Here is a 24,367-nt window from a genome sequence, read left to right on the forward strand (position 1 = left end):
TCAAACTATCAAATATATCGAGGTGCGTTATAGTTATGGTAAAGAAAAAAAACGAGAATCAGATTCCAATGACCGAAACAGCTTTTTATATCTTACTTTCGCTCCTGCAGCCACGGCATGGCTACGCGATCATCAAAAACGTCAACAAAATGACTGATGGTCGGATTACGCTTGGGCCTGGAACGATTTATGGTACTTTAAGCAAAATGAGTCAATCTGAATTGATCCAAATTACAGCAGAAGAAAACAATCGGAAAATCTATCAAGTCACCGCACTTGGAAAAGAATTGCTTGAACTAGAACGTAAACGGATTACGGAGTTATATCAAAACGCCAAGGAGGCATTCTAAATGACTAAAAAAATTTTTAAGCTGATAACCGTCGACAACTTTGAAAAAGAAGAAGTATTTCTAGAAGAAATGGCTCAAAAAGGCTGGTATTTTAGTAAGTATACATCTGGAATCTATCATTTTGAACAAGGAACGCCAAAGAAATATACATATTGCATTGATTATAAAGAAGAGAAGGACGATGAAACGAGCTATCTGCAGCTTTTTGAGGATGCAGGTTGGGAAAATGTTTATGCTTACCCGATCCTTCGCGGGAAGTGGATGTACTTTCGCAAGGAAGAAACAGATGAAACGCAAAAAGAACAGATCTTTACAGATCGTCAGTCCTTTATTACGCTGTGGAAAAAAATACGCCACAGATGGACAGTATTTGGTTTAGCCATGATATTTTTGCTACTCTGTATTTCAACATTTCTTATTTTCAGAGCACAGCAGATATCCGGAATCATTATTTTACTTATGACTGTGCTGATTGTGCTATTATACGGTAAAATGTATATCAACTTAACGCGGAAAATCAGATTTACACAACTGAAAGAATAAAAAAACGCCCTCTCAAACGAGCGCGTTTCATTCCCACATCACCGATCCATAATACACCGCAAAGGGGCTTGTATCATAACTATCATAATAAAGCGTGTACTGCTCTGTTTCACCTGGAGCGATCTGCGAAACTTTCGGCTTGCTGTCAATCAATTCCGCATCTTCATCATTTCGATCAGCGAGCTCGATATCTGCTGGCGAAAAAGCTAATGTCTTGGAAGATTTATTTTGAAATTTAACAACTACCTTGTATAAACCACCGCCATTGAGCGATTTTTGCGTTGTCGTCCATGTCGTTGGTTTTTGGACCGTTATCTGTGCATTGTCTTCATAGAGATAACTTTGACCGAATGATTTGGTAAGTGAATCCGTACTTTCTGAACTATCAGTATCACCATCTGTGTCATCGAAAGAAGAACCGCCATCCAATAAATCCTCTTTTGAAGAAGAACTCGTGCTCATATGATTCATTCCTGACATTCCGAAAAAGGCGATCGAACCAACTGAAAATAGTAATCCACCAATGAGCATCATACTGAAGAATCCTGTCAAGATGATTCCTAGATACTTGGTTTTTAAAACGAAAATCAAAATAATACCTGTTACGATCCCGATAAATGCGACCATAACTACGAAACCTAAAAGTAAAAACAAAAGTGGCATGGTGGTCACGTCCTTTGACTAATAATATATACTGATAGTACCACAAAAATGAAAGTTTGACATATTTTAGAAAGTAGACTGTAACATGGTATAATAAAGGAACCAAAAAAGAAAGAGGCTGAAACAATGGAGAAATGTGAAGGGATCGTCATTCGTCAAACGGATTATCGCGAATCGGATAAGATCGTCGTCTTGTACACGAGAGAATTCGGCAAGATCGGTGTTGTTGCTAGAGGCGCAAAAAAAACAAAAAGCCGCTTAGCTGCAGTTACTCAACCATTCGTGAACGGCTATTTCACGTTTTTTGCAAGCAGCGGGCTTGGCACACTCCAGCAAGGCGAGCTGATCCAGAATTTTTCCTCTATCCAACAAGATATCTTCCTGACAGCTTATGCTGCCTATATCTGCGAACTTCTGGATAAAGCCACGGATGAAAAAAGAGCGAATCCGTCCTTATATGAGTTGGTCTTTCAGATTTTACGCGATATCGATGAGGGCTACGATCCGGAAATCTTAGTCCAGCTATTTGAGATGAAGATGCTGCCGGTAATGGGATTTTATCCTGTCATGGACAAATGTGCGATTTGCGGAGAAACGACTGGCCATTTTGATTTCTCCACTCACAGTGACGGTATCATCTGCCACCGCTGCTTTGAAAAAGATCCTTATCGTCTGCACTTGCCGGAAAAAGTTGTGAAATTACTGCGTTTATTTTATATTTTTCGTTTAGATCGACTTGGTAACATCGACGTGAAACCAGAAACGAAAAAATTGCTGCGTAAAGTGATCGATACTTATTATCAAGAAAAAACTGGATTATATCTTAAAAGCAAGAAGTTCTTATTGGATATGGAAAAGTGGCTTGAAGTCTTGGATAATAAAAAGAGCGATTGACATTTATCACAATATGCAGTATCTTAGTAATTAATATAGATGCATGCGATGAAAGAAATTAAGTAGTAAAAAGCACTGTTGCATAGCGAGATCGGGATAGTGGAAGCCGGTACAATATCTTTTTGCGAAGGCATTCTGGAGCATGAACGAACGAAGGTGGGATTTGCAGCGATCTGCTGTAATTCCAAATAGGGTGGAACCGCGAGCAGCTCTCGTCCCTATATGCATAGATTTTGCATATAGAGGCGGGAGTCTTTATATGCGCTAAATTAAATGGAGGTGCGAATAGGATGAATTTACAAACAATGATACGAACATTGCAAGACTATTGGGCAGAACAAGGCTGCGTCATGCTGCAATCTTATGATGTAGAAAAAGGTGCGGGAACAATGAGTCCCTATACATTCTTAAAAGCGATCGGTCCTGAACCATGGAAAGCAGGTTATGTAGAACCATCAAGAAGACCAGCAGACGGACGTTACGGAGAGAACCCAAATCGTCTTTTCCAGCATCATCAATTTCAAGTCGTAATGAAACCGTCCCCGGACAATATTCAGGAATTGTACTTAGGATCACTGGAAAAATTAGGCATTGATCCACTCGAACATGACATTCGCTTTGTAGAAGACAACTGGGAAAATCCATCGCTTGGTTGTGCAGGGCTTGGCTGGGAAGTTTGGCTCGACGGGATGGAGATCACTCAATTCACCTATTTCCAACAAGTTGGCGGAATCGAATGTTCGCCAGTCACTTCTGAGATCACATATGGCGTAGAACGTTTGGCGAGCTACATCCAAGACAAAGAAAACGTTTTTGATCTGGAGTGGACAACAGGGCTTACGTACCGCGACATTTTTTATCAAGCAGAATATGAAAACTCCAAATATGCCTTTGAGACATCTTCTACAGATATGTTGCTGCATTTGTTCGATACGTATGAACGAGAAGCAGACAAGCAAATGGAACAAGGTCTGGTATTCCCGGCTTATGATTATGTGTTGAAATGTTCGCATACCTTTAATTTGCTGGATGCCAAAGGTGTCGTGTCTGTCACTGAACGTGCGCAGTATATCGGTCGCATTCGTAAATTGGCGCGTAAAATCGCACGAACTTTCTATGAAGAACGGGAAAAATTAGGATTCCCATTATTAAAAGCAAAGGAGGCGGCAAGTAATGAGTAAAGATTTTTTACTGGAGATCGGCTTAGAAGAAATGCCCGCAAAATACGTAACTTCCTCCGTCCGTCAATTAAAAGAACGCGTAGCCGATTGGCTATTGGAAAATAAAATCAGTTATGAGAACATCGAAACATATGCGACGCCAAGACGCCTTGCACTGATCGTAAAAGCAATGGCTGACAAGCAAGAAGACCGCATAGAAGAAGCAAAAGGTCCTGCAAAGAAAATCGCTTTAGACGAAAATGGTGACTGGTCAAAAGCAGCGCTGGGCTTTGCCAGAAGTCAGCAAGTCGATCCAAGTGAATTAGGATTTCAAGCGTTTAAAGGTGTCGATTATCTTTTTGTGAAGAAAGAAGTACCGGGACAACCAACCATCTCGCTACTCCCAGAGATCAAAGCATGCATCACGGCGATGAACTTTCCTGTCAGCATGCACTGGGGAAGCAATGAAATGCGTTTCATCCGTCCAATCAAATGGCTGATCGCACTTTTCGATAAGGACGTCATTCCTTTTGAGATCGCCGGCGTTTCTACTGGCAAGGTAACTCGCGGCCATCGTTTCCTTGGAAAAGAAGCAGAGATCAATGAGCCAAGCGAGTACACAGCACGATTACTGGAACAGTTTGTCGTAGCAAACAGTGAGGAACGCAAAGCTGCGATCCGTGAACAGCTACATGAAATCGAACTTGTGGAGAACTGGAAAATCGAAATCGACGAAACGCTACTTGAAGAAGTCAATAATTTAGTTGAATATCCAACTGTTTTGACAGGCGATTTTGAAGAAAAATACCTGACACTTCCAGAAGAGATCCTGATTACAACGATGAAAGAACACCAACGCTATTTCCCGGCATTTTCACAAGACGGAACGCTACTTCCGCATTTCATTACCGTCCGCAACGGAAACGAAGAACATTTAGAAATCGTAGCGAAGGGAAATGAGAAAGTATTGCGCGCTCGTTTGTCCGATGCTGAATTCTTCTATTTAGATGATTTGAAGCAATCGATCGATGACTGCGTCGCAAAACTTCGGAATATCGTCTTCCATGAAAAACTGGGAACATTGACAGAAAAAATGAAACGCGTAGAAAAAGTTGCCAGCTTGCTTGCAGATCAATTAGCGCTTTCCACTGAGAAAAAAGACAAGCTGATCCATCTAGCTGCTATCTATAAATTTGATCTCGTGACGCATATCGTCGACGAGTTCCCGGAATTACAAGGTTTGATGGGAGAAAAATATGCCTTACTACAAGGAGAAGAAGCAGATGTAGCAGCCGCGATCCGCGAACATTATCTGCCGATCTCTGCTGAGGGAGAATTACCGCAGACAGAACTAGGTTCGATTCTCGCAATTGCAGATAAACTGGAAACATTGATCGCCTTTTTTGCAGTTGGCATCGTGCCGACCGGTTCACAAGATCCATTCAGTCTTCGCAGAAATGCGCTTGGCATCATGCGGATCATGAAAGCTAATAAATGGAATATCCGCTTATTGCCATTGATTCGTGAAGTTATTAAAATCGAACAAGCTGAATTGGATCAAAGTCTCTCCGTGGAAGAACTGCAACAGGAAATCATTCAATTCTTAAAACAGCGCTTAAAAGCAATCATGCTTGGAGAAGCGATCCGCTACGATATTATCGATGCTGTGCTAGACAGTACACAAGATAATGTACCGGAATTATTGGAACGTGCCAGCGTATTAAATAATTATTCCACCGACAGCGGGAACTTCCGGGAAACGATCGAATCCCTTTCTCGTGTTGTCAACTTAGCAAAAAAACATGAAAAAGAAGTTGTGATCGATCCCGCATTATTTGAAAACCAAGAAGAAAAGACATTGTTTGAAGCATTGGAATCTTTAAAACAAAATTTCCAATCTCTACCGGTGGCCGCTCGTTTGGAAAGCTTGATCGCCTTAAAACCAGCCATCGAGGCATATTTTGATAAAATCTTAGTGATGAGCGGCGACGATGCTGTGCGTAATAACCGTTTGGAACTGCTTTTTGAACTTTCTAATTTCATCAAAGAATTTGCCCAAACCGACGTCATTAATGTAAAATAAAAGAAAAAAGTAGCAGGGATTTGCTTTTTAAGGCTTTCCTGCTATTTTTAAGAAGAGAAGAGGAAATCAAATGACACAGCCCGCTGTATATGTTGTTTCTGATTCTACTGGCGAAACAGCAGAATTAGTGACTCGAGCAGCATTAAGCCAGTTCGGTCAAACACCAAAATTTATCCACCGCTTCCATCATGTCGACTCTACAGAGATGCTGGATGAAATTGTGGATCTGGTTGCCGTCAATCACGGGATTATCGTGCATACCATCGTTTTGGAAGACGTCAGACAAGCCCTTAATGAAAAAGCCAAAGCGTTCGGCGTGCCAATCATTGATTTATTTGGCCCGCTTTTAGAACAACTCGAAGCAACCTACAAAATCAAACCGTTAGCAGAACCAGGAAAAGTCCGCTCCATGGACGAGGCTTATTTTGCCAAAGTAGCAGCTATTGAATTTGCCGTCGAAAATGATGATGGTCGTAATCCTCGAGGGATCTTACAAGCGGATTATGTATTGATTGGGATCTCGCGCACCTCTAAAACGCCCCTTTCTCAATATTTAGCTTTGAAGGGCTTAAAGATCGCTAATGTTCCGATCGTTCCAGAAGCCACGATTCCCGAAGAACTTTTCGAGATTGATCCGAATAAGATCATTGGCTTGAAAATCAGCAAACAGAAGCTTTCTCATATCCGTAAAGAGCGCTTGATGTCGATCGGCATGGCAGATGCAGGTCTTTATGCAAGCGATGCGCGGATTGATAAGGAATTAGCTTTTTTCAAAATATTGACCGATAAACTAGACTGTTTTGTGCTCGATGTGACCAATAAAGCCATTGAAGAAACGGCAAATGAGATTTTGACCCACATTGGCAAAATTTTTGATGAAAAATTTGAATAAAAAAAAGGGAAATTCATTTTTACGGTGAATAATATAAATATGCTGATAAAAATGAGATTATCAGACCTTATCAGAGTTTAATAATGGAAAGAAGGATAGGCTGATTGAGTAAAATTATTGTAGATGCAGATGCTTGTCCAATGAAACCGGAAATATTGCGTTTAGGAAAGCAATATCAGCTAGAAGTTACATTCGTTGCTTCCTATGCGCATTTTTCCATTCATACTAGTAGCGAGGAAAACTGGATATACGTTGATACTGGTAAAGAATCAGCAGATATGCGGATAGTTAATCTTGCTCAAAAAGGCGACTACTGCTTTACGCAAGACATCGGTTTGGCAAGTATCTTGTTGGCAAAAGGAGTTTTTGTCTTCTCTAATCGCGGAGAAGCATATTCCGAAGAAGAAATGCCTATGATGCTCGACATCCGCTACCAACGGGCTAAGGAAAGACGGCAAGGGAAATATGCCAAAGGTCCGAAAGCAATCGAAGAACAAGACCGCACGCTTTTTTTTGAACAGCTGGTCAGCTGGTTTGATCAGAAGGAAGGGAAGCGATAACGAAATGGCTAGAAGAATTCCAGAAGAAGTAATCGATAGAGTCAGAAGCGAAGCCGACATTGTTGACATTATCAGTAATTATGTACAACTAAAAAAAGCGGGACGCAATTATTCTGGTCTATGTCCTTTTCATGGCGAAAAGACGCCCTCGTTTTCTATTTCACCGGAAAAGCAGATCTTCCACTGCTTTGGCTGCGGGAAAGGTGGGAATGTCTTTTCATTTTTAATGGAGCATGATGGTTTGTCCTTTGTAGAAGCTGTTAAGAAAACCGCTGAACTCAGCCATGTCGATGTAGGTATCGAATGGGATGACGAACCGGCCGAACAGAAAACCGAGCAGTCGAACGATCAATTTAAAATGATCGACATGCATCAGCTTTCCGCCAAGTTTTATCATTATATCTTGCTCGAAACAGAAGAAGGCAGCGAGGCACTTTCTTATCTTAAAGAACGGGGCTTGTCCGAACAGTCGATCATCTCTTTTCAAATCGGCTTTGCACCGAACCATTCCTCGACGATCACTTCATTTTTAGCCAAAAGAGGGATGAATCTTGATCTGGCTGAGATCGCAGGGCTGCTTGTCCGCCGTGAAAATGGTGATCTAGTAGACCGGTTCCGCAACCGCATTATGTTTCCGATCAAGAACGACCGAGATCAGGCGATTGGTTTTTCCGGTCGGCTGTTTAACCAAGATAACGGTCCGAAATATCTAAACACCCCGGAAACACCGATCTTCAACAAGCGTAATGTCTTGTACCACTTATCGGATGCTAGGCAAGAAATCCGGAGGCGTAAGGAGATCGTCTTGTTGGAAGGCTTCATGGATGTGATCGCTGCTTCATCTGCCGGAGTTGGCAATGGGGTAGCCACAATGGGGACGAGCTTAACGACAGAACATATCGGCTTGATCCGGAAAATCACCAATCAGATCGTCATTTGCTATGATGGTGACTCTGCAGGGATCGAAGCCACGCAAAAAGCCGGGCGGATGTTAGAGGCAGATCCACATTTCGGTTTAGCCGTCCTACAGCTTCCACAAGGGAAAGATCCAGACGAATTTATTCAGACTTACGGTCCAGAAAAATTTGAAGATATTTACGCGCACAATCGCAGTTCCTGGACCGCTTTTCTACTATCTTATCTCAAACAAGGCAAGAATCTCAGCAATCCGCAAGAACAAGCAAATTATCTGGAAGAAGCGATTATGGAGATTGCGAAAATCGACCAGGCGATCGAGCGCGAGATCTATCTTAAACAGCTGGCGACAGAATTCGATCTGTCTTTAGAAACGCTAAGACAACAATTAGCCGATTCGCTACGAAGAAAGCCGGTAGCAAATCAGCATGCAGATATGCCATACAGTGAACCAATCATATTTGAAGAATCAAAACGTAATAAAGGCGCTTTGGTGATTTCGGAAGAGCAATTACTAAAAGCAATGCTCGACAGTCGTGAAAACTTTATGCAGATCCGTCAGTTAATGGAGGGCACCGATTTTTATCATGACGACTATCAGGCGATCTATACGTACTTGATCGGTTTTTATGCAGAAGGAAACACGCCGGACACTAACCGTTTCATGGATTATCTTCCTGAGCAAGAGCAAGCATTCAAGAACTTAGTCGCGACGATCGAGATGCTGGAAGCTCCGGAAGAACAAACCACTGCCGCATTTCGTGATTATATCGCCAGCATCAAAAAGCACGTATGGACGAAAAAGCGCAGTGAACTCCAGAAGAAAATGCAGCGATTGGAAAGTGAAAATGATGCCAAGGCATTGATAGAAACGCTTCAAGAGATCAATCGGATCGACAAACTGCTGACAGCGAGACAATTTGATGAAACGTTTTAAAACCGTTAAAAAAGGTATGTAACAAGTAGAACATGCAAAGCGGTATTTTTGGAAGGAGGAAACAAACAATTATGGCTAAGAAAACAGTAGAAACAAACGAAACTACCGTTGAACTAAGTATCGACCAAGTAAAAGAATTATTGATAGAGACAGGGAAAAAATCGGGGACGCTGACCTATGATAAAGTCGCAGCGCAATTGGCTCCTTTCACATTAGATTCTGATCAAATGGACGAGTTTTTAGTACACTTGACACAAAATGGTATCGAAGTGACTGATGACGTGGACGAAGATGAAGATCCAGATGAAAAAGAATTGATCAAAGAGGAAACAGAGGAATTAGATCTAACGGACATGAGCGTACCGCCCGGTGTCAAAATAAACGACCCAGTGCGTATGTATCTAAAAGAGATCGGTCGTGTCAACTTGCTGACAGCTGACGAAGAAGTCGCTTTGGCAAAACGGATCGAAACAGGCGATATCGAAGCAAAAGGCAGATTAGCAGAAGCTAACTTGCGTCTCGTAGTCAGTATCGCGAAACGTTACGTCGGTCGTGGGATGCTTTTCCTCGACTTGATCCAAGAAGGTAACATGGGGCTGATGAAAGCCGTAGAAAAATTCGACTTTAACAAAGGCTTCAAATTCAGTACCTATGCAACATGGTGGATCCGTCAAGCAATCACCCGCGCGATTGCTGACCAAGCACGTACGATCCGTATCCCTGTGCATATGGTCGAAACGATCAACAAATTGATTCGTGTTCAGCGTTCACTCCTTCAAGACCTTGGCCGCGATCCTTCTCCAGAAGAAATCGGTGAAGAGATGGACCTGCCGACTGAAAAAGTCCGCGAGATCTTGAAAATCGCTCAAGAACCAGTTTCTTTGGAAACACCGATCGGTGAAGAAGACGATTCTCACTTAGGCGATTTCATTGAAGACCAAGAAGCAACGTCGCCATCCGACCATGCAGCTTATGAATTACTGAAAGAACAGTTGGAAGATGTGCTTGATACGCTTACTGACCGAGAAGAAAATGTTTTACGTCTCCGCTTCGGATTAGATGACGGCCGGACGAGAACATTAGAAGAAGTAGGACGCGTTTTCGGCGTTACTCGGGAACGTATTCGTCAGATCGAAGCAAAAGCGCTGCGCAAATTGCGTCACCCAAGCCGTAGCAAACAATTAAAAGATTTCTTAGAATGAAAATAGATGGTGCGGCAAAGCAAACAGGATTTATGGTTTGTTTTGCCAGCATCCTTTTTTTGAAAAGAGGGACTACCTATGAATGAAGTACAATTATCCAAACGCTTAGAAAAAGTAGTAACATACATATCTCCAGGGAGCCGGATCGCCGACATTGGCAGCGATCATGCTTATTTGCCTTGCTATGCGGTCAATAACGGTCTCGCAAGCTATGCGATCGCTGGCGAAGTAGTAAAGGGACCTTATGAGTCAGCCCGCCAGCAAGTTGCTAAAACGGCTTTAACCGCTAAAATCGATGTTCGCTTCGGCGATGGATTAGCTGTGATCGACCACACGGACAAAATCGACACGATCGTGATCGCCGGAATGGGTGGGGCATTGATTCGTTCCATTTTGGAAAACGGAGCTTCTAAACTGCTGACGGCAAAAGAACTTGTCTTGCAACCAAACGTTGCCGCTTGGCAGATTCGAGACTGGGCAGAAAAGAATCATTGGGAAATCGTTTCAGAAGCGATTTTAAGGGAAGATAATAAAATATATGAAGTGCTGCATTTAAAACGTGCGGCGGAGCAAGTGAGTTATAACGAAAGCGAAAAATTATTCGGGCCATGTCTCTTGCAGGAAAAAAATACTGTTTTTCGGGAAAAATGGTTGCATGAAAAAGAAAACTGGCAAAAAATCGGGACAGCGATCAGAAAGAGCGCCGTTCTCTCGGAAGCTAATAAAAAACGCCTAAAAGAGCTGGAAAACAACATTCAATTAGCAGAGGAAGTGTTAAAATGAAAGTAGCAAACGGCTTTGAATATGCAGCGATCTTGGATAAGATCGCGCCCAAGTACTTAGCAATGGAAGGCGATGTGATCGGCCTTCAAGTCGGAGATCTAAGCAAGAAGGTTCGGAAAATCATGTTTACATTAGATGTATTGGAACCGGTGGTCGAAGAAGCCATCGAAAAAAACGTCGATATGATCATTTCGCATCACGCTTTTTTCTATCGTCCTCTTAAAAAAATCGATACTAGCACCGGGCAAGGCAGAATGATCCGCAAATTGATCAAACACGATATTATCGTTTATAATGCTCATACGAATCTGGATATCGCTCCAGATGGTGTCAATGACTATCTGGCAGATGCATTAGGACTTACCGATACTGAAACGATCGTTTCCACCTACCAAGAGCCATTCGTTAAAATCGCTGTTTATGTTCCTCAAGATGCAGAAGAAAAAGTACGGACAGCCCTTTATAATAATGGCGCAGGAGAAGTTGGGAATGATTATAAAGACACCAGCTTCAGCTATGAAGGCAAAGGGCATTTCACACCGACTGGTGATGCTGATCCAGCAATCGGCGAAGTAAACGAACCGACGATCGTCAATGAGATCAAGATCGAAACGATCATCCCCAAACATTTGGAAGAAACGGTCATTAAAGCTGTTCGTTCCGTTCATCCTTATGAGGAGCCGGTCATTGACTGCTTTGATCTCAGTAATCTAACTTATGAACAAGGACTTGGCCGCGTCGGCTTACTGCCGAAAAAAATCAGTATGCCGGCCTTCATCGATCATTTGAAATCAGAACTAGCGATCGAAAATGTCCGCTTTATCGGCGACATCGGTAAAGACGTCGAGAAAGTTGCGATCATTGGTGGCGACGGCAATAAATTCATCCATCAAGTGAAACGCACAGGTGCGGATGTCTATGTGACAGGCGATATCTATTATCATACCGGGCACGACTTGTTAGATCTAGGATTATCCACAGTTGACGCCGGCCATCATATCGAAAAAATCGTCAAAAGTGTTTTAAAAACAAAATACCAAAAAGAAGCAGATAATTTGAAATATGATGTAGAATTGATCGTATCCGAAGCAAATACAGATCCGTTCTTATTCCAATAAAGAGAAAAAAGAATGCTGATTTATCACAGCATTCTTTTTTGTTTGGAGACATCCGCATTTTTTAGGTAGTTAGAAACGTCAATAAATGCTATAATGGCATTTAGGAACAGAACGGAGTGAGAATTTAATGGCGAAATCAACAAGGTTCGACCAATTTGGGTTTCAACCTTTTATTAACAAAGCAATTCACAAAATCGGCTTTTATGAGCCAACAGAAGTCCAGCAAAAATTGATCCCTGGTATCATGCGTGGTGAAAGTATCATTGGACAGTCACAAACAGGAACAGGGAAAACACATACTTTCCTATTACCGCTTATCAATAAAATCGATCCAGAAAAACACGAGATCCAAATCGTGATCACTGCACCAAGCAGAGAATTAGCGACGCAGATCTATAATGAAGCACGTAAGATCACAGAAGAAAGCGAGCAACCAATCTCAACGCGCCTATTGATCGGTGGAACAGATAAACAGCGCATGTTGGATAAACTTAAAACGCAACCCCACATCATTATCGGTACACCTGGACGTATCAATGACATGATTCGGGAAAAAGCGCTTGCTGTTTATACTGCAAAAGCATTGGTGATCGACGAAGCCGACATGGCACTAGACATGGGCTTTTTAAACGATGTCGATGCAATTGCTGGTAAAATGCCGCCAAACTTGCAAATGCTTGTCTTTTCCGCAACAATTCCGGAAAAACTGAAACCTTTCCTCAAAAAATACATGGAAAATCCGCGTTATGAACACATTCAGCCGAAAGTAGTATCTTCTACAGCTGTTACGCATACGCTACTTGCTTCCAAAAGCCGTGACAAGATCGACCTACTAAAGGAAGCCTTGACGATTTTCCAACCATTTCTCGGTATCGTCTTCACAAATACAAAACAAACAGCGGATGAAGTAGCCGCAGGACTTACGGAACGGGGCTTGAAAGTAGCAAAGATCCATGGCGATGTATCACCGCGTGAACGTAAACGGACAATGAAGCAAGTGGAAAACATGGATTATCAATACATCGTAGCGACCGATTTAGCAGCGCGGGGGATCGATATCCAAGGGATCAGTCATGTTATCAACTTTGAACTTCCGGATGATCTGGATTTCTATATCCATCGTACTGGACGTACAGGTCGGGCCGGTCATTCTGGCATTGCGCTTACAATCTATGACCCAGCTGATGAAGATAAATTGGCTCAGCTTGAGAAGAAAGGCATCACATTCCAGCACATGACTATCAAAAAAGGTGCTTTTGTAGAAGTAGAAGATCGCAATCGACGTGATAAACGGGAAGCAAAACGCGAAACAGCGGACCCCCGTGAAATTGGAATGCGCAAAAAGGCAAAACAAAAAAGAAAACCTAACTATAAAAAGAAAATCAACTATAAAATGGCGGAAATCAAACGAAGAGAACGCCGCAAGAAACGATAAGGGGGAATCGGAATGCTACGAATCGGTAGCCATGTTTCCATGAGCGGAAAAGAAATGCTGCTTGGTTCCAGTAAAGAAGCAGCTAGTTATGGAGCAAACACCTTCATGATCTACACAGGTGCACCTCAAAACACACGCCGCAAAGCGATCGAAGACTTAAACATCGAAGCAGGAATGGCACATATGAAAGCAAACGGCATAGCTGAGATCGTTGTGCACGCGCCTTATATCATCAATATCGGTAATAGTATCAAACCAGAGACCTATGAATTGGGTGTCGATTTTCTGCGTTCGGAAATATCCCGTACAGAGGCACTCGGAGCAAAACAGATCGTACTTCATCCTGGGGCTCATGTTGGCGCTGGAACAGAAGCCGGGATCAAGCAGATCATCAAAGGGTTGAACGAAGTCTTAGAGGCGGACCAGTCTGTTCAGATCGCCCTAGAAACAATGGCAGGAAAAGGGACAGAAATCGGAAGAAACTTTGAAGAATTGGCAGCTATTATCGATGGCGTGACGCACAATGATAAACTGTCGATCACATTCGATACTTGTCACACGCACGATGCCGGTTATGACATCGTCGGTGATTTCGATGGTGTTCTTAATCAATTTGATAAGATCATCGGGTTAGACCGCTTGAAAGTGCTGCATCTTAATGACAGCAAAAATATTCGCGGAGCAGGGAAAGACCGCCATGCGAATATTGGTTTTGGAGAAATCGGTTTTGATGCATTAAACTATATCATCCACCATCCAGAACTTGCAGATATCCCGAAAATCTTGGAAACGCCCTATGTCGGTGAAGACAAGAAAAATAAAAAGCCTCCTTACAAATTCGAGATCGCGATGCTGCGTGATCAGCAATGGGATCCTGATTTGTTAGAGAAAATTATAAACCAGTGATAAAGGAGTATGTAAAATGAGTAAAAAACTTGTATTTGGACACAAAAATCCGGACACTGATACGATTTGTTCGGCTATCAGCTATGCAGAGCTTCGAACTGCATTAGGTGAGGACATCGAGGCAGTTCGTCTAGGCGAATTAAACAGCGAAACCGCTTTTGTCTTAGATTATTTCCAAGTAAAAACACCTCGTTTGGTTACAACCGTTGCAGGCGAAGTAGCAGAAGTAGCTTTAGTAGATCACAATGAAAGTCAGCAAAGTGTCGATGATTTGAAAGAGGTCACGATCACAGCAGTGGTTGATCATCATCGCATCGCTAACTTTGAAACAAGCGACCCGCTATATTACCGCGCTGAGCCAGTTGGCTGTACAGCAACGATCCTTTTGAAAATGTTCCATGAAAATAAATTAGAACCCACAAAAACTACAGCTGGATTGATGGTATCGGCAATTATTTCCGATACACTGCTTTTCCAATCCCCAACTTCTACGGAAGAAGACAAAGCTGCAGCAGAATATTTGGCGAAAATAGCAGATCTCGACCTTGATACATACGGACTTGATATGTTGAAAGCAGGTGCAGATGTTAGTTCGAAAACGGTAGCTGAACTATTACTGGATGCCAAAGAATTCAACATCAATAATCAAAAAATCGAGATCGCTCAAATCAATGTCGTTGATGTACAAGATGTATTGGCACGTCAAGAAGAAGTGGAAGCCGTTATCAATAAGGCGATCGAAGCGAAAGGTCTAGCCCTTTACCTATTCGTGATCACAGATATTTTGAAAAATGACTCCGTAGGTCTTGCGCTTGGAACAGAAACAGCCAAAGTGGAACAAGCTTATAATGTCAAACTTGAAAATCACCTTGCACCGCTTAAAGATGTCGTTTCTCGTAAAAAACAAGTGGTTCCTGTTTTAACAAAAATTTTCGAAGCATAGAAAGGAGGATCCCGATGAGTAAACAGGCGTTATTGGTTATCGATATGCAGGTAGGCGTTTGCTGTGGGGACGAAGTGCTTTATCAGTTAGATGAATTAATAGCGGGTATCAACAAGCGGATCCATCATTTTCGCAAAAACGATGCCCCAATTATTTTCGTTCAACACGAAGACGAAGAATTAGTCGCCGGCGAACCGGCATGGGAATTGCTACCGGAACTACTGGCAAGACCAGATGATTTCTATATTCGTAAGACACATCCGAATGCGTTTTATCAGACGGAGCTGCAAAACTTGTTGGATAGCCTCCAAATCGATGAACTGGAAATATGCGGTGCTCAGACCGAATACTGCGTGGACAGCACCGTCAAGTTCGCACACGGCCTCGGCTATCGCTTATATATGAAGCCAGGCTTTTCCTCGACCATAACGAATATACAGATGGATGCTCAAACCACGATCACTTTTTATGAAGCTATTTGGAATAACCGCTTCTTACAATTTATTTAAAAAAAGCCAGTTTTCCTGCTAATGCGGCAAGAAAAATGGCTTTTTTATTTATAGCAAGCTAGTAACGCTTACGAAGGAAAAGCGAGCAACCAATCAGCAATGCACCGATCATACTGAAAATCGCGATTCCGGTATGCGCCCCATATAACTTAATACCGATTCCTATGTAAGCCCAGACAAACACCAGTGGATAACATACATCTTGCTGACGTAAGCGGAAAACAATTGCGATGATAATGCCGACTAGTAACGCGAGCACCGTCCAAATCCCTTGAATACCAGTGATGATATGGCTATTTACAAATACATAACTGATATTCGTTAAAAAGGCAACGGTGATCCAGCCGAAATAAATGGAGATCGGAAGCAGGAAAGGACGCGGTAACACGGATCGTTGAAGCGCCTTGTAAAGCAAGAAAAGCGCGGAAAATAATAGCAACATCACCAAAAGAGAAAACCAGAACCATTCAAAATGCCAAACGATCAGCCAAAGCATATTGAGTAGATTGCTGGCAATAAAGTTCGCTGTCACTGGCAGTTGGATGTCGCGATAACGAAAAGACACCGCGATCAGCCAGATAAACAGCAAGAGATAAATAAGCCCCCAAATACTGAAAATAAAATTTGCTGGTGTGAACCAAACATCGATTTGATTGCTGACTTCCCCCGTCGTCACACCGTTGAGCGGCAGTGTCTCTGCAAAAAAGTTCACAGCCACCGTGAGGAAAAAGGTTAAATACATCCACATTAAGCGCATAAAATACTCCTTTATATCATAAAATTGAGATAATCCATAATCATTACGATTTACAAGTATGGAAAAGTTGTATATACTGAAACTATAGTTTATTTAAGAGATTAAGAGGTGAGTAAAGTTGACTCTTACAGTAACAGAAGCCATTGATAAAATGAAAGACCAAGGCTATAAACAAACAGAGAAAAGATGTTTTATCCTTGATTTATTTGCTAAAAAAAATAGTTATTTAACTGCTAAAGACGTCTTGGACAATATGAAAGACAGTTTCCCCGGGATCAGTTTTGATACGATCTACCGGAATCTTTCACTCTTTGTTGACCTGGAAATATTTGAAGAAACCGAACTGTCGGGCGAAAAAAACTTCCGTCTAGCGTGTTCGCATATGCATCATCACCATCATTTTATCTGCATGGAGTGCGGTAAAACCAAAGAAATCATGCTTTGTCCAATGGACTTCCTGCAAGAAAGCTTACCCGGCTATCAAATCAATGGTCATAAATTTGAAGTTTATGGTCTTTGCCCAAATTGTGCCGCAAAACAAGCTTCCTGATACCGGTAAAAAAAGAAATCGTTCCTAGCGAAAAGTTAGGGGCGATTTTTTTGAGCCTTGCAAGATATTTCCAATTATAGCGCTATTGAAATGTTTTTACCACCGAAAACCCTATAAAAATCCCTTCTACATGGATGCAGAAGGGAGAAAACGCCTTATTCTTTTTCGCTTGAAACAGTGATGGTCCGAATCGCTAGGTAAACAAAAATCAGTGAAACAACCAGATTGATCTCCATATTGAATGGGACCGTAACTTGAATAATCTCCATGACCATCGTAAATATCGTCGCCAATGTAATACTATACGTCCCGATATTCCAAGTTTGCTTGAAGGTAATACCATTTCGTCCAGCACCAGCTAATAAAAATCCTAGGACAGCAAACAACAATACTTCCATCGCGGTAGAAAAGAGAATAATGATAAAAACAAACAATAGGATAAATGGCACTAAGATCGTTGCTAATTTTTCAACAGATTGATAAGCGTGGATCAAACTGGCTTTATCAGTGATGCCGACCGTTTCATAGGCGACTTTTTGTGAATTCCCGGCTGCACTGATATAAATCCCGTCCGTTAGAAAGGCGATCGCACTATCATAAGAACCAATGCGCGCATCTACATAATTCGGAGTGATTTTATCCGTCGCATCAAAGTAAATATGCAAGTTTCCTTGGTCAATAGAGATCGGTTCTTTTTGCTCCTTCGAATCCGTCACTTTCAATTTCCCGGCATCCACTTGGAACTCAGGTATTTGCTGACTGATCGTTTCTTCCCCGACATGGAGCGCGTCTTTCGTGGTGCTGTAAGTATAGTAAGCAGTCGGCAGAAAAGCTACAAAAGATAAAAGGATCAAATAAATAATACTTTTAGCTAATTTATCTGAGCGAAAGGTCGCGATCGTTTCCGGCGCATACAAACTTTTCCAAAAACGTTTAAAAATATTCATCTGTAATTTCAACACCTCTTCAATCATTGGTTTAGCTTTTAATAAAGCGGGAAAACAAAAGAATGCGAGACATAATCTCGTTTCATTGTTTTTCACAAATCTGGTGCGCAAAAATTTATGCAATACTGGTATAATGATAGCTTGATTTTCCGATAAAAGCAAACAGTTCTGTTTTGAGCAGAAAAATTGCCCCACATGTGAAAGCGTGATAGGCTAAAAGAAGTAAAAGAAAACGCATTACCAAAAAGCGATGTAGGTAGATTGCCTCTCATGGCGGTTCATTTGAACCATTTAGTATTGCTTTCTTTTTGCGCAATTTCATTCATTTTAAGGAGGAGATTCATAATGGCATACGAATTACCAAAATTACCATATGCATACGATGCATTAGAACCGAATTTCGATAAGGAGACTATGGAAATTCACCATACCAAACACCACAATACTTATGTAACCAAGCTAAATGACGCTTTAAAAGGTCATGATGACTTAGCAAGCAAATCTGTAGATGAACTTGTTGCAGATCTAAATAGCGTTCCGGAAGATATCCGTACAGCAGTACGCAACAATGGTGGCGGTCATTCTAACCACACATTCTTCTGGCAAATCCTAAGCCCAAATGGCGGCGGTGAACCGACTGGCGCTATTAAAGATGCGATCGAAAGTACTTTCGGTAGCTTCGACGCTTTCAAAGAAAAATTTGCTGAAGCAGCTACTGGCCGTTTTGGTTCAGGTTGGGCATGGCTTGTCGTGAATAACGGCAACTTGGAAATCACTTCCACAGCCAACCAAGACTCTCCATTAACAGATGGTAAAACACCTGTTTTAGGATTAGACGTTTGGGAACACGCTTACTACCTTAAATTCCAAAATCGTCGTCCAGAATACATCACTACTTTCTGGAACGTTGTCAATTGGGATGAAGTAAACAAACGTTTTGAAGCTGCTAAATAATTGAATTTAAAAAGCGGTGAAGCCTCTGTGCTTCATCGCTTTTTTGCATTACTTACCTCCTTGACTTTGATAGATGTCTTATTTATACTTTTAAGTGCATCATAAAAAAAACAGAAAAGAGGCTACCTAGAATGAATTTTATACTACCAAGAAAGAGAAAGTTACTTTATACGGGAGGATTTTTACTTATTTTAATTTTAAGTTTAGTTACTTTTGTACCTAGTGCTTATGCTATGGAATCGAAAGGGTCATCAAGAGTTGCATTTCATACGGATGCTAACACTTATTCTAAAAAGGCTACCACAATAGTTGTACGAGGTAAAGCTACTGGAGCAGGTGTCCAAGTATCACTTATGAAAAAGGGCAGCAATAAAATTTTAAAATATATCAGTGTTCAAAATAAAGAAACTTATAAGGTTTCCTTTTCTCTCAAAGGTTTAAAATCTGGGAAATATGATATTATTGTAAATGGAGAATGGGGATATGGGTCCTTTCATGCTGAATTAAAACATTATCTTACAGTAATTAGATAAATAAAATTTTGAAAAACGATACTTTTTATTTTATAGAGTATCGTTTTTTCTTAAGGAAAAATTAACTTTCTATCTCTGGAAAAAAACCTCATTATCCGCTACAATAATACTATGAGTGAAAAAGAGAGGAACGAGACGCGTGAAACTTAATTTTAGAAAAAAGAAAAAAGATGTAGATAAGAAGAAACGTGCCATTATTCCATTGCGGCTCAATATATTGTTTTTCGTTATTTTTGTGTTGTTTTCCGTATTGATCTTGCGCTTAGGTATCGTACAGATCGTTCAAGGGGATACCTATAAACGACAATTGGAAGAAACTGATAATGTATCAATCTCCAAAAATGTCCCACGCGGGGTCATCTATGACCGCAATTATAATTTGCTCGTGGGGAACTCGGCAGTTAAATCGATCACATATACAAAGAGCACCCAGACAAAATCCACGGAAATGTTTAAAGTTGCCAATAAATTAAACAAATTGATTCATGTAAAGAAAGAAAAAGTTCCGAAACGCGATTTGATCGATTACTGGATCTTAAAGCATCCAACGGAATCATTAAATCGATTAACAGCAAAAGAAAAACAAGCAACAGACGGTAAAAAAACCTATGAATACCAAGTTGCGCATGTAACCGATGCTGACTTAAAAGGGCTAAGCCAAGACGATTTGAAAGCAGCGACGATCTTCAAACGAATGAATACCGGCTATGCGATGTCGGAAGCTATCATCAAAAATAGTGATGTAACGGATGAAGAAGTAGCACGCGTCAGTGAAAACCTTACGGACTTGCCAGGTGTCGATACAACTACCGATTGGAATCGCTACTACACCTACAAGAATACACTACGTTCTATCCTCGGTTCGGTTTCCTCCGAAAAAGAAGGACTGCCGAAAGACAAAGTCGATTATTATTTGGCGCAAGGTTATAGTCGCAATGATCGTGTTGGGAAAAGTTACCTTGAAGCACAATATCAAAGCATTTTAGCTGGTCAAAAATCAAAATCCGACAGCGTTCTGGACAGCCAAGGAAATATCATTGAAACGGTTCAAAAATATGAAGGCTCTAAAGGAAAAGACCTGGTGCTATCTGTGGATGTTGATTTCCAAAAAGCAGTAGAAGATATTTTGAAAAAGAATATCAGTAAAGGGAAACAAGCTGGCCAATCGGATTTATTCGACCGTGCCTTTGTGGTAGCAATGGACCCATATTCTGGTGAGGTTCTTGCACTTGCGGGTGAGAAGTTGAATGATAAAGGTGGATTTGATGATTATTCGTTAGGGACATTTACCACTGCCTACGCAATGGGTTCGGCTGTTAAAGGAGCAACTGTATTAAGTGGTATTATGGATAAGGCGATTACACGGAATACAGTGTTTGATGACCATCCGATTCAATTTAAAGGTACGAAGCCGAAAAGCTCTTGGTTCACAACTGGCGGAGCATTTTCTCCTCAACGTGCTTTAGAAAAATCTTCTAACTCATATATGTATCAAGTTTCCATGAAAATGGCGGGGTATAATTATGTTTATGATACCCCATTTTCGGCATCGCCCTCTACCTTTAATAAAATGCGCTATTACTACAACCAATTTGGTTTAGGTGTAAAAACAGGGATCGATCTTCCTGGTGAACAAGTAGGTTTTAAAGGGGATGACAAAACGGTCGGAAAAATCCTCGATTTTGCCATCGGTCAATATGATTCGTATACGCCACTGCAAATGGCACAATATGTTTCTACAATTGCTAATAACGGCAATAGAATCGCACCACGAATGTTAAAAGAGATTCGCAACCCAAGTACAAGTGGAGACAAAGTTGGTACCTTAGCAACATCAGTAGCTCCAAAAGTGATGAATCGAATCAATGTAACGCAATCAGATATCGACACTGTTAAAGAAGGTTTCCATCTGGTAACACATGGTCCAGAGGGTACTGGTAAAGCTTATCTTGGTGATGCCAAATATGATATTGCTGGAAAAACGGGGACTGCTCAAGCATTTTATGATGGTCCTAAAAAAGAAAGTCGTGGAGCAAGTGTATGGAATACGACTTTCGTAGGTTACGCACCGGCTAATAAACCGGAAATAGCAGTTTCTGTGGTTGTTCCATGGGGGTATCGTGAGAACGGCACCGACCCTAAAGTCAATATGTCCATCTCACGCGAAGTATTCGATAAATACTTTGAACTAAAAACCAAACGCGCGAAAGCGAAAAAAGATAAATCGGTTGTCGATCAACCCATCAACAATCGGAAAGCGGCTTCCAAAGCACAATCAGAGCAAACGAAAAAAGACCGCTAAAATGCCTTTTGCAGAAAGCCTCTTGCCGCCTGAGCAGGAGGCTTTTTGTTAAATTTCTTCCAGCAAAACACTGCGAAAACCATGATATTATGGTATTATTAAAGAATGTAGGAAAACGATTTAGGTAATCGGCAAACACAAAGGAGGAATTTACCATGACAACCGGCTATCATGTCGCTGTTGTAGGAGCAACGGGAGCAGTAGGAACCCAAATGATCAAATTATTGGAAGAGGCGACATTTGAGATAAAGCAAATCTCTTTTTTGTCTTCTGCGCGCTCAGCAGGAAAAAAACTGTCGTTCCGAGGCGAAGAAGTAACAATCAAAGAAGCGACGCCTGAAAGTTTTGCAGGCGTAGATATTGCTTTATTCAGTGCTGGGGGAAGTGTTTCCAAACAATTAGCGCCTGAAGCAGTAAAACATGGAGCAATCGTTATTGATAATACAAGTGCCTACCGCATGGATGAAAATGTTCCGCTGGTAGTGCCTGAAGTAAATGAAAAAGCATTATTCGAACACCACGGAATCATTGCTAATCCAAACTGCTCCACGATTCAAATGGTAGCAGCTTTAGAACCGATTCGTGCGGCTTTTGGTCTGAAACGCGTCATTGTTTCTACCTATCAAGCGGTATCGGGTTCTGGTGTCAGTGCGATTCGAGAATTAGAAACACAATCACAAGCTATCTTGAATAAAGAAGCGTTCACGCCGGAGATCTTACCAGTCAAAGGCGATAAAGAGCATTATCAAATTGCGTTTAACGCCTTGCCACAAATCGATGTCTTCACTGAGAATGACTATACGTATGAAGAAATGAAAATGACCAATGAAACGAAAAAAATAATGGAAGATGACTCGATCGCGGTTTCTGCGACATGTGTGCGTCTTCCGGTTGTAAGCGGTCATTCTGAGAGTGTTTATATCGAAGTGGACGCGGATGACCTTACTGCTAAAGATTTACAAGATAAACTTCGAAACGCTCCTGGTGTTGTTTTAGAAGATGATCCAAGTACGCAGCTGTACCCGCAGGCAGCAAACGCTGTCGGTAAAAAGGAAGTATTTGTGGGGCGGATCAGAAAAGATTTAGACCAAGCAAATGGATTTCATTTATGGATCGTATCGGATAATCTATTAAAAGGCGCTGCATGGAATTCCATCCAAATTGCAGAAAGTCTGATTCGTTTAGCGATTATTTAAGAGGTGTAACAAATGGAACTAGTCGTACAAAAATTCGGTGGTACATCCGTTCAATCAAAAGAAACTAGAGAAATGGCATTCAATCATATTCAGAAAGCGATCCGTTCCGGCAAAAAAGTCGTCGTTGTTGTTTCCGCTATCGGACGCATCGGGGATCCTTATGCCACTGACACATTGTTAGAATTGATCGGTGCAGGTGGTACTAAGCTTACAGAACGGGAACAGGATATGTTAGTTGCGGTGGGTGAACTGATCTCGACTTCCGTTTTCACAAATATGTTAAAAGAAGCCGGCGTTAAAGCAGAAGGATTTTCGGGCGGACAAGCAGGTATCCATACAACTTCGGATTATCAGCAAGCAAAGATCACAAAGGTGGACCCGGGCCGGATATTAGCTGCATTAGAACATGTCGATGTCGCCGTTGTAGCCGGATTCCAAGGAATTGCCCCGAATGGTGACGTAACTACGCTTGGGCGTGGTGGTAGTGATACTTCAGCCGCAGCACTTGGTGTGGCACTAAAAGCACACTACGTCGACATCTTTACTGATGTCGATGGGATGATGACCGCAGATCCGCGGATCGTCGAGCATGCTCATCGGCTTAATCAAGTGAGTTATGAAGAAGTAAGCAATATGGCGAACCACGGTGCAAAAGTGATTCACCCTCGAGCTGTGGAGATCGCGATGAAGGGAAATATCCCAATGCGAATCCGATCTACATACTTAGATGGCATGGGTACATTGATAACAGGGCAAGAAGCCCTTACGGAGAAAAAAGATGTGGGCGACCGCCTTGTGACTGGTGTCGCGCATGTTCCAAACTTGACGCAATTCACAGTACCTGCTAATGGTACTGCTATCCAAAAACAAGCTTTTCAAGTACTTGCTGATGCAGCTATCAGTTTGGATTTCATCAATATCTCCACAGAAAACATTGTTTTTACAGTGCCGTTCAGCAAAAAAGAAGAAGTTATTGAATTATTAAAAACCTTAGACCTAGAAGCAAAAGCAATCGATAATTGTGCTAAGGTCGCAGTAGTGGGAGCAGGAATCACCGGTGTGGCAGGCGTTACTGCGAAAATAGTTAGTGCGCTTGCAGAGCACCAGATTCCGATTCTACAATCTGCAGACAGCCATACGACCATTTGGGTCTTAGTGAACGAAGCAGATATGATCATCGCAGTAAATGCCTTGCATGATATTTTCTGTTTAGGTTAATTTAGAGGAGGAACAAC

General features: G+C 41.6%; 24 protein-coding genes. 21 read left to right on the forward strand and 3 right to left on the reverse strand.

The window, feature by feature from the left end; genetic code table 11:
- The first annotated feature begins 35 nt into the window (after positions 1-35).
- Both HMPREF0556_RS04150 and HMPREF0556_RS04155 read left to right on the forward strand, forming a co-directional pair.
- Positions 36-350, forward strand: coding sequence for a PadR family transcriptional regulator (locus HMPREF0556_RS04150; protein WP_003755819.1), 315 nt, complete (start codon positions 36-38; stop codon positions 348-350).
- Complete coding sequence (locus HMPREF0556_RS04155; RefSeq protein ID WP_003755820.1) at positions 351-893, forward strand: DUF2812 domain-containing protein; 543 nt, start codon at positions 351-353, stop codon at positions 891-893.
- A 27-nt stretch (positions 894-920) separates the two neighbouring features.
- Here the strand turns inward: HMPREF0556_RS04155 and HMPREF0556_RS04160 are convergent, their stop codons facing one another.
- Complete coding sequence (locus tag HMPREF0556_RS04160; protein ID WP_003755822.1) at positions 921-1,556, reverse strand: hypothetical protein; 636 nt, start codon at positions 1,554-1,556, stop codon at positions 921-923.
- 126 nt (positions 1,557-1,682) lie between these two features.
- Here HMPREF0556_RS04160 and recO point away from each other — a divergent pair, with 126 nt between their 5' ends.
- The 13 genes from recO (at position 1,683) to HMPREF0556_RS04225 (ending at position 15,893) form a co-directional block, all read left to right on the forward strand.
- The gene (gene recO / locus HMPREF0556_RS04165; protein ID WP_003755824.1) at positions 1,683-2,450 is read left to right on the forward strand and encodes a DNA repair protein RecO; all 768 of its coding nucleotides are present in this window, start codon (positions 1,683-1,685) and stop codon (positions 2,448-2,450) included.
- Positions 2,451-2,740: 290 nt separating this feature from the next.
- Positions 2,741-3,631, forward strand: coding sequence for a glycine--tRNA ligase subunit alpha (glyQ, locus tag HMPREF0556_RS04170; protein ID WP_036104058.1), 891 nt, complete (start codon positions 2,741-2,743; stop codon positions 3,629-3,631).
- Positions 3,624-5,693: a glycine--tRNA ligase subunit beta gene (gene glyS, locus HMPREF0556_RS04175; RefSeq protein ID WP_003755828.1), complete on the forward strand. Its 2,070-nt coding sequence runs from the start codon at positions 3,624-3,626 to the stop codon at positions 5,691-5,693. The genes glyQ and glyS overlap by 8 nt, the downstream gene beginning before the upstream one ends.
- Positions 5,694-5,763: 70 nt before the next feature.
- Complete coding sequence (locus HMPREF0556_RS04180; protein WP_003755832.1) at positions 5,764-6,585, forward strand: pyruvate, water dikinase regulatory protein; 822 nt, start codon at positions 5,764-5,766, stop codon at positions 6,583-6,585.
- Between the two features lie 104 nt (positions 6,586-6,689).
- The gene (locus tag HMPREF0556_RS04185) at positions 6,690-7,145 is read left to right on the forward strand and encodes a YaiI/YqxD family protein (protein WP_003755834.1); all 456 of its coding nucleotides are present in this window, start codon (positions 6,690-6,692) and stop codon (positions 7,143-7,145) included.
- A gap of 4 nt (positions 7,146-7,149) precedes the next feature.
- A complete protein-coding gene (dnaG, locus tag HMPREF0556_RS04190; protein WP_003755835.1) occupies positions 7,150-8,997 on the forward strand; it encodes a DNA primase in 1,848 nt (615 codons plus the stop codon).
- A gap of 71 nt (positions 8,998-9,068) precedes the next feature.
- Complete coding sequence (rpoD, locus tag HMPREF0556_RS04195) at positions 9,069-10,199, forward strand: RNA polymerase sigma factor RpoD (protein WP_040486463.1); 1,131 nt, start codon at positions 9,069-9,071, stop codon at positions 10,197-10,199.
- Positions 10,200-10,277: 78 nt separating this feature from the next.
- Positions 10,278-10,982 carry a tRNA (adenine(22)-N(1))-methyltransferase gene (locus HMPREF0556_RS04200; protein WP_003755838.1) on the forward strand — a complete coding sequence of 235 codons (705 nt, stop codon included), beginning with the start codon at positions 10,278-10,280 and terminating at the stop codon, positions 10,980-10,982.
- Positions 10,979-12,100, forward strand: coding sequence for a Nif3-like dinuclear metal center hexameric protein (locus tag HMPREF0556_RS04205; RefSeq protein ID WP_003755840.1), 1,122 nt, complete (start codon positions 10,979-10,981; stop codon positions 12,098-12,100). Before HMPREF0556_RS04200 ends, HMPREF0556_RS04205 begins: the two co-directional genes overlap by 4 nt.
- A 127-nt stretch (positions 12,101-12,227) precedes the next feature.
- Positions 12,228-13,535, forward strand: a complete 1,308-nt coding sequence (locus HMPREF0556_RS04210) for a DEAD/DEAH box helicase (protein ID WP_003755843.1) — start codon at positions 12,228-12,230, stop codon at positions 13,533-13,535.
- Between the two features lie 12 nt (positions 13,536-13,547).
- Entirely contained in the window at positions 13,548-14,441 is an 894-nt protein-coding gene (locus tag HMPREF0556_RS04215) for a deoxyribonuclease IV (RefSeq protein ID WP_003755845.1), read from the forward strand.
- Between the two features lie 16 nt (positions 14,442-14,457).
- Positions 14,458-15,384: a manganese-dependent inorganic pyrophosphatase gene (locus tag HMPREF0556_RS04220; protein ID WP_003755847.1), complete on the forward strand. Its 927-nt coding sequence runs from the start codon at positions 14,458-14,460 to the stop codon at positions 15,382-15,384.
- 14 nt (positions 15,385-15,398) lie between these two features.
- Complete coding sequence (locus HMPREF0556_RS04225) at positions 15,399-15,893, forward strand: cysteine hydrolase family protein (RefSeq protein WP_003755850.1); 495 nt, start codon at positions 15,399-15,401, stop codon at positions 15,891-15,893.
- A 58-nt stretch (positions 15,894-15,951) separates the two neighbouring features.
- On the opposite strand, the gene HMPREF0556_RS04230 is transcribed toward HMPREF0556_RS04225, so the two are convergent.
- The gene (locus tag HMPREF0556_RS04230; RefSeq protein WP_003755852.1) at positions 15,952-16,650 is read right to left on the reverse strand and encodes a tryptophan-rich sensory protein; all 699 of its coding nucleotides are present in this window, start codon (positions 16,648-16,650) and stop codon (positions 15,952-15,954) included.
- A gap of 118 nt (positions 16,651-16,768) precedes the next feature.
- Between HMPREF0556_RS04230 and HMPREF0556_RS04235 the strand changes: the two genes are divergently transcribed.
- Positions 16,769-17,200: a Fur family transcriptional regulator gene (locus HMPREF0556_RS04235; protein WP_003755854.1), complete on the forward strand. Its 432-nt coding sequence runs from the start codon at positions 16,769-16,771 to the stop codon at positions 17,198-17,200.
- Positions 17,201-17,355: 155 nt separating this feature from the next.
- Here the strand turns inward: HMPREF0556_RS04235 and HMPREF0556_RS04240 are convergent, their stop codons facing one another.
- Complete coding sequence (locus HMPREF0556_RS04240; protein WP_040486611.1) at positions 17,356-18,147, reverse strand: DUF1189 domain-containing protein; 792 nt, start codon at positions 18,145-18,147, stop codon at positions 17,356-17,358.
- Positions 18,148-18,492: 345 nt separating this feature from the next.
- On the opposite strand from HMPREF0556_RS04240, the gene HMPREF0556_RS04245 reads away from it, so the two are divergent.
- The 5 genes from HMPREF0556_RS04245 to dapG all read left to right on the forward strand — a co-directional run bounded on the left by HMPREF0556_RS04245 (position 18,493) and on the right by dapG (position 24,350).
- Positions 18,493-19,101, forward strand: coding sequence for a superoxide dismutase (locus HMPREF0556_RS04245; RefSeq protein WP_003755860.1), 609 nt, complete (start codon positions 18,493-18,495; stop codon positions 19,099-19,101).
- Positions 19,102-19,232: 131 nt separating this feature from the next.
- Positions 19,233-19,634, forward strand: coding sequence for a hypothetical protein (locus tag HMPREF0556_RS04250; protein ID WP_003755862.1), 402 nt, complete (start codon positions 19,233-19,235; stop codon positions 19,632-19,634).
- A gap of 139 nt (positions 19,635-19,773) precedes the next feature.
- Positions 19,774-21,936 carry a peptidoglycan D,D-transpeptidase FtsI family protein gene (locus HMPREF0556_RS04255; protein ID WP_040486464.1) on the forward strand — a complete coding sequence of 721 codons (2,163 nt, stop codon included), beginning with the start codon at positions 19,774-19,776 and terminating at the stop codon, positions 21,934-21,936.
- A gap of 155 nt (positions 21,937-22,091) precedes the next feature.
- A complete protein-coding gene (locus HMPREF0556_RS04260) occupies positions 22,092-23,132 on the forward strand; it encodes an aspartate-semialdehyde dehydrogenase (protein WP_003755865.1) in 1,041 nt (346 codons plus the stop codon).
- A gap of 12 nt (positions 23,133-23,144) precedes the next feature.
- Positions 23,145-24,350 (forward strand): aspartate kinase, encoded by a 1,206-nt coding sequence (gene dapG / locus HMPREF0556_RS04265; protein ID WP_003755867.1) that lies wholly within the window; start codon positions 23,145-23,147, stop codon positions 24,348-24,350.
- The last annotated feature ends 17 nt before the right edge of the window (positions 24,351-24,367 follow it).

The sequence above is a fragment of the Listeria grayi DSM 20601 genome (assembly GCF_000148995.1).
GTDB classification, from domain to species: domain Bacteria; phylum Bacillota; class Bacilli; order Lactobacillales; family Listeriaceae; genus Listeria; species Listeria grayi.

Coding starts and splice junctions, on each gene's coding strand:
- HMPREF0556_RS04210 (WP_003755843.1), top strand. CDS start 12,228: ATGGCGAAATCAACAAGGTTCGACCAATTTGGGTTTCAACCTTTTATT.
- glyQ (WP_036104058.1), top strand. CDS start 2,741: ATGAATTTACAAACAATGATACGAACATTGCAAGACTATTGGGCAGAA.
- rpoD (WP_040486463.1), top strand. CDS start 9,069: ATGGCTAAGAAAACAGTAGAAACAAACGAAACTACCGTTGAACTAAGT.
- glyS (WP_003755828.1), top strand. CDS start 3,624: ATGAGTAAAGATTTTTTACTGGAGATCGGCTTAGAAGAAATGCCCGCA.
- HMPREF0556_RS04230 (WP_003755852.1), bottom strand. CDS start 16,650: ATGCGCTTAATGTGGATGTATTTAACCTTTTTCCTCACGGTGGCTGTG.
- HMPREF0556_RS04180 (WP_003755832.1), top strand. CDS start 5,764: ATGACACAGCCCGCTGTATATGTTGTTTCTGATTCTACTGGCGAAACA.
- recO (WP_003755824.1), top strand. CDS start 1,683: ATGGAGAAATGTGAAGGGATCGTCATTCGTCAAACGGATTATCGCGAA.
- HMPREF0556_RS04245 (WP_003755860.1), top strand. CDS start 18,493: ATGGCATACGAATTACCAAAATTACCATATGCATACGATGCATTAGAA.
- HMPREF0556_RS04240 (WP_040486611.1), bottom strand. CDS start 18,147: ATGAATATTTTTAAACGTTTTTGGAAAAGTTTGTATGCGCCGGAAACG.
- HMPREF0556_RS04155 (WP_003755820.1), top strand. CDS start 351: ATGACTAAAAAAATTTTTAAGCTGATAACCGTCGACAACTTTGAAAAA.
- dapG (WP_003755867.1), top strand. CDS start 23,145: ATGGAACTAGTCGTACAAAAATTCGGTGGTACATCCGTTCAATCAAAA.
- HMPREF0556_RS04260 (WP_003755865.1), top strand. CDS start 22,092: ATGACAACCGGCTATCATGTCGCTGTTGTAGGAGCAACGGGAGCAGTA.
- dnaG (WP_003755835.1), top strand. CDS start 7,150: ATGGCTAGAAGAATTCCAGAAGAAGTAATCGATAGAGTCAGAAGCGAA.
- HMPREF0556_RS04150 (WP_003755819.1), top strand. CDS start 36: ATGGTAAAGAAAAAAAACGAGAATCAGATTCCAATGACCGAAACAGCT.
- HMPREF0556_RS04160 (WP_003755822.1), bottom strand. CDS start 1,556: ATGCCACTTTTGTTTTTACTTTTAGGTTTCGTAGTTATGGTCGCATTT.
- HMPREF0556_RS04205 (WP_003755840.1), top strand. CDS start 10,979: ATGAAAGTAGCAAACGGCTTTGAATATGCAGCGATCTTGGATAAGATC.
- HMPREF0556_RS04220 (WP_003755847.1), top strand. CDS start 14,458: ATGAGTAAAAAACTTGTATTTGGACACAAAAATCCGGACACTGATACG.
- HMPREF0556_RS04225 (WP_003755850.1), top strand. CDS start 15,399: ATGAGTAAACAGGCGTTATTGGTTATCGATATGCAGGTAGGCGTTTGC.
- HMPREF0556_RS04215 (WP_003755845.1), top strand. CDS start 13,548: ATGCTACGAATCGGTAGCCATGTTTCCATGAGCGGAAAAGAAATGCTG.
- HMPREF0556_RS04250 (WP_003755862.1), top strand. CDS start 19,233: ATGAATTTTATACTACCAAGAAAGAGAAAGTTACTTTATACGGGAGGA.
- HMPREF0556_RS04200 (WP_003755838.1), top strand. CDS start 10,278: ATGAATGAAGTACAATTATCCAAACGCTTAGAAAAAGTAGTAACATAC.